The sequence below is a fragment of the Nesterenkonia massiliensis genome (genome assembly GCF_000455245.1).
Lineage (GTDB): Bacteria > Actinomycetota > Actinomycetes > Actinomycetales > Micrococcaceae > Nesterenkonia > Nesterenkonia rhizosphaerae.
Genome location: NZ_HG005165.1, coordinates 329,999 through 334,666, shown reverse-complemented (window position 1 = coordinate 334,666; position 4,668 = coordinate 329,999). Strand labels below are relative to the sequence as shown.

Below are 4,668 nucleotides of genomic sequence, written 5' to 3'. Positions count from 1 at the left end.
GTGCTGAAGTGCGCGCCTCCTGCTCGAAGCGCTGGACCACCTTGCGGTCCTCGGCCATATGCGGGAAGAGCACCTTGACGGCCACATCGCGGTGCAGACGCTCATCACGGGCCAGATACACCGTAGACATGCCGCCGCGGGCGATGCGCTTGGTGATCACATATCGCCCGTCGATGGTTGAGCCGATCCAGCTCTCTTCAGTGCTCATTGCTTCAGGGTATCGAAGGATGAAGCCGGGCGCTTCTAGGACGTCCGGGCGACCAGTCGTTGCGTCACGGCTTCGAGATCATGGAGTACCTCGTCATCGACGCCGAGATCATGCAGCTTCTCTACCTCAACGGCACTGCTGCTCAGCAGCGCCTCGATCGAACGTTCCACTTCTTCAACAGCACCGTAGGTGATGAGAATCTCGCGGGCGCGGGCGACGTCGTCCTGGCTCAGATCAGCACGGCCCAGCATTGCGGTGAGCTCATCAGCAGCGGCCGCGGGGGAGCGGTAGAGGCCGTAGGCGATCAGCTCTGTTCGCTTGCCCTCACGCAGATCATCACCCACCGGCTTGCCGGTCACCGCAGGATCGCCGAAGACCCCGAGCAGATCATCACGCAGCTGGAAGGCCTCACCCACCGGCAGCGTGGCTGCAGCCAGCGCCTCGCGCAGTTGTGCAGAACCACCGGCCAGTGCACAGCCCAGGGTCACCGGGTATTCGCTGGAGTATTTGGCCGCCTTATAGCGCAGCACATTGCGCGCCTGAGCTACGGCCTCGGCTTCGTTCGCGGCGGCTGGGCCCACCTCGGCGAGCACATCCAAATACTGTCCGGTCATCACTTCGGTATGCATCCGCTGAAAGATGGTCTGAACCTCAACCAGCTGCTCGGTGCTGAGCTCCAGCTGCTGCCGGGCCTGCTGCTGAGCGTCGGCGAAGGCCTGCCCGGACCAGGCTAGTGCGAGGTCACCGGAGAGGATGGCTCCAGTGGTGCCGAAGTGAGCAGCCTCCCCGGCGTAGTGCTTTTCGCGGTGCAGTGTTTCGAACCGCTTATGCGTGCTGGGTTGGCCGCGGCGGGTTGCCGAGCGGTCAATGATGTCATCGTGGACCAGCGCAGCGGCCTGAAAGAGCTCTAAGGCGACGCCCAGTAGTTTCACCGCAGCGTCGGCGTCGTGCGGCCCTTCCGCTGCGGGAAGGTACTCTTCAGAGCGTGCGCTGCGCCAACCGATCCAGGCCAGCACCGGACGCAGCTTCTTACCGCCAGCGGTGAGATCGAGGATCGCATCGGCCAGCGGCGCTGCAGGTGCCGAGACTGCATTGACCTCCTCGCGGCGGCTGAGCAGGTACTCCCGGCAGAGGTCGTTGACCCCGGCGACGAAGCGCTCAGCGCGCTGGGCGAAATCCTGCTGCGGGGTCTGATGTCTGAGCATGCCGTTAGCCTATCCATATGCCCGCTGCAGATCGTCCCCGCATCATCGCGCATGTGGATATGGATGCGTTCTATGTCGAGGCAGAGCTGCTGAATAAACCCGAACTGCGCGGACGGAAGATCATCGTCGCCGGTGAGGGGCGCTCGGTGGTCCTCTCTGCCTCCTATGAAGCACGCGCCGACGGCGTCCGATCGGCGATGCCGCTGAGCCGGGCACTGCAGTTGAGCCCGCATGCCACCGTATTGCCCCCACAGATGCACCGGTACCGAGAACTTTCAGTCGGGATCATGGCGTACTTCGACACCATCACCGATACCAAGGAACAGCTCAGCGTGGATGAGGCCTTCCTTGATCTCACCGGAGCGCGACGGCGTTTGGGGCAGCCGCAGCAGATCGGTGAGCGGATCCGGGCCGATATCCGCGCCCAGTTCGGACTGCCGGCCACGGTCGGAATCGCCGACCGGAAATTCATCGCGAAGATCGCCTCGACCAGAGCCAAGCCTGACGGGTTGCTGCTGGTCCCACCCGCCCAGCGGCTGCGCTTCCTGCATTCGCTGAAAGTTGAGGCACTCTGGGGAGTGGGAGACAAAACGGCGCAGGCTCTGCATGCCCAAGGCATCCACACAGTGGAGCAGCTAGCGCAGACACCGCGGGAGAGCCTGAAAAGGCGATTCGGGGTCACCGGAGAACATCTTCATGATCTGGCGTGGGGGAATGATCCACGTGAGGTGGTGCCTCAGCGAGAGGAGAAGAGCATCGGGGCGGAGGAGACCTTCGCGAGGGATATCGACTCGGACGCTGAGCTGACCCGCGAGCTGCTGCGGCTGGGGCACCGGGTGGCAGCGCGGCTGCGCCAGGCACAGCTCAATGCCCGCGGGGTGAGTCTGAAGCTGCGCTATCAGGACTTCAGTACGCTGACCCGCTCCGCCACACTTGAACATCCCACCCAGTCGGCCCAGGTGCTGACGCAGACTGCGGTGCGGCTGCTGCAGGGGCTCGGGGAACGGCCCCAGCCGGTGCGGTTGATAGGGCTCCGCGCGGAGCGGCTTCAGCGCGATGACGGGGCTCTGCAGCTGAGCTTTGATACTCGGGCCGCTGAGTGGCTTGATGCCGAGCGGGCCATCGATGCCGTGGCGCAGCGATTCCCGGACCTCCCAGTGGCTCCGGCATCATTGCTGCCCAGGGAAGCCCGACGTCAGGTCGGCGGGGGCTCCAAGCTTGAGGATGACTGAGAGTTTCGTACCAAGTTGGTCATAGCTTCGTCATCGGCTAGGCCGGGAGAGTCTTCAGAAGCTAGACTAAAGGCCCATACCCGCCGAGGACTCGGAACAAGGAGCGTCACGATGGCACTGTCGGAGCGCGAGCAGCGACTGCTCAAGGAGCTCGAGGAACAGCTTCAGACTGAGGACCCTGGCTTTGCGAGCTCTCTGCAGGAGACCACTGTCGGAAAGCTCAACGTCCGCAACCTGGTTCTCGGGCTGCTTGTTGCTGTCGCCGGTATTGGCGTCTTGATCTTCGGCATCTACCAGCAGCTCATCCCGGTCGGTGTCTTCGGTTTTCTGCTGATGGGCGGCGGCGCCTACTTCGCCACCACCGGGGGAGGGGCACGTAAGTCCCGAGGCAACGGGAACAACGGCGGCTCAGGGGGCAACGGTGGCCCCGGCGGCGGATCCGGTCCGCGCAGCTCAGCCCCCAGCCCCTCCGGTTCCTTCATGGGCAGCCTCGAAGACAAGTGGGAGCAGCGCCGCCAGCAAGGCTGAGTCTGCCCCGAGACTTTTCCCGAACGAGTCAAGCCCCTCCTAGTGAGGGGCTTGACTCGTTTCACGCGCCCTTCAGCCTGGCGAAGTGCTGGCGCTGTGGCGTCACTGAACGCAAGATTCGTGAGGCGAATTCGCGGCGGATTCTAGGGCTCGGATCACCCCACAGATCTTCCGTCGGGTTGCATGGGAGAGGCTTCGCAGGCGGTCTTGCCGTTCTTGACCAGCTTGGTGGCGCGTACCCCACATCGGTGTCAGATCAACGATTTACGGCCGTCCTGGACACGCATGTGATCCTAATAACCGCTGCCGCTGCATCTGCCCTAGTTCTGTTTCACACACCGCCTCAAATGCCGCCGTTGTGAAACAGAACTAGGGCGCCAAGCGAAGAAGCCCTCACCATCCCCTTCAGGTGTCTCCACTTTCCTCCACCCCCGGTGTGGTGAGGTCCATGCGGTGAGGGCACGGTGAGGAACACCAGTCACTTGTGGCTGCCTCACCACATTTCCCTCCACCTTCCTCCCCACGGCCCTCCACTGCGCACCCCGCGCAAAAGCGCAGGTCAGAGCTGCCTCTTGTGCTGTCCCGTGCCTGTAATGAGGCGCAGGAGGGGAACGAGCTGCCGATAATGGTTGGAAAGTGGGGTGAAGTGGAGTAAAGTGGAGCGCGATGGGAGAGAAGCTCTGATCATCTGAGCGAAGCGAGGTGGGCGCCATGTTCCTCGGCACCTACACGCCTCGTCTGGATGAGAAGGGGCGTCTTATCCTTCCCGCGAAATATCGAGATGAACTGGCCGACGGTCTGGTTCTGACCCGCGGGCAGGAGCGCTGCATCTATGTGTTCAGTGAGCAGGAATTCGCCAATGTGCACCAGCAGATGCGGCAGGCGCCGCTGACCTCCCGTCAGGCACGTGACTACATCCGCGTGTTCCTCTCCGGCGCCTCGGACGAGACCCCGGATAAGCAGGGCCGAATCACCATTCCGGCAGCACTGCGGGAATATGCGGGACTCGACCGCGAGGTCACAGTGATTGGTGCGGGAGACCGAGCCGAAATCTGGGACACCGCGGCCTGGAACTCCTACTTGGAAGAGAAGGAGACGGAGTTCTCATCTACCGATGAGGACGCCATCCCCGGTCTCTTCTGAGCCAGCGGCAGGCCTGGGGTGAGTTCTCCAGCCGCCCGGCACCACCTGACTTCTCTTCCCCGATGTCAGGCGGACCGGAGCGGAGGGGGAGCTGACTCCAGGCATTCGATTCATCACAGCGAAGGAGGCGCCATGAGTGAGCGTGCGGCAGCCGACCGCCACATCCCCGTGATGAGGGATCGCTGCATCGCTCTGCTCGCTCAGAGTGTCACCACAATCCAGCACGATGGCAGCCGACCAGTCGTCATCGACGCCACCCTGGGTATGGGGGGTCACTCCGAAGCTATGTTGGCGGCCCATCCAGATGTCACTGTTCTAGGAATCGACCGGGACACGCAGGCGCTTAAACTGG

5 protein-coding genes and 1 pseudogene are annotated in these 4,668 nt (G+C 63.2%); 4 read left to right on the top strand and 2 right to left on the bottom strand.

The window, feature by feature from the left end; genetic code table 11:
- A pseudogene (locus TX78_RS01550) lies at positions 1-208 on the bottom strand (serine/threonine protein kinase); the annotation flags it as partial.
- Between the two features lie 35 nt (positions 209-243).
- Positions 244-1,413, bottom strand: a complete 1,170-nt coding sequence (locus tag TX78_RS01545; RefSeq protein WP_044492995.1) for a polyprenyl synthetase family protein — start codon at positions 1,411-1,413, stop codon at positions 244-246.
- A 17-nt stretch (positions 1,414-1,430) separates the two neighbouring features.
- On the opposite strand from TX78_RS01545, the gene dinB reads away from it, so the two are divergent.
- The 4 genes from dinB to mraW form a co-directional block, all read left to right on the top strand.
- The gene (gene dinB / locus TX78_RS01540) at positions 1,431-2,645 is read left to right on the top strand and encodes a DNA polymerase IV (RefSeq protein ID WP_044492993.1); all 1,215 of its coding nucleotides are present in this window, start codon (positions 1,431-1,433) and stop codon (positions 2,643-2,645) included.
- A 111-nt stretch (positions 2,646-2,756) separates the two neighbouring features.
- Positions 2,757-3,173 (top strand): DUF3040 domain-containing protein, encoded by a 417-nt coding sequence (locus tag TX78_RS01535; protein ID WP_044492991.1) that lies wholly within the window; start codon positions 2,757-2,759, stop codon positions 3,171-3,173.
- A 711-nt stretch (positions 3,174-3,884) separates the two neighbouring features.
- On the top strand, positions 3,885-4,316 hold the full coding sequence (gene mraZ / locus TX78_RS01530; protein WP_044492989.1) for a division/cell wall cluster transcriptional repressor MraZ: 432 nt from the start codon (positions 3,885-3,887) through the stop codon (positions 4,314-4,316).
- Between the two features lie 132 nt (positions 4,317-4,448).
- Positions 4,449-4,668: 16S rRNA (cytosine(1402)-N(4))-methyltransferase (gene mraW, locus TX78_RS14090; protein ID WP_233722113.1), on the top strand; the 220-nt coding region annotated here is incomplete at its 3' end.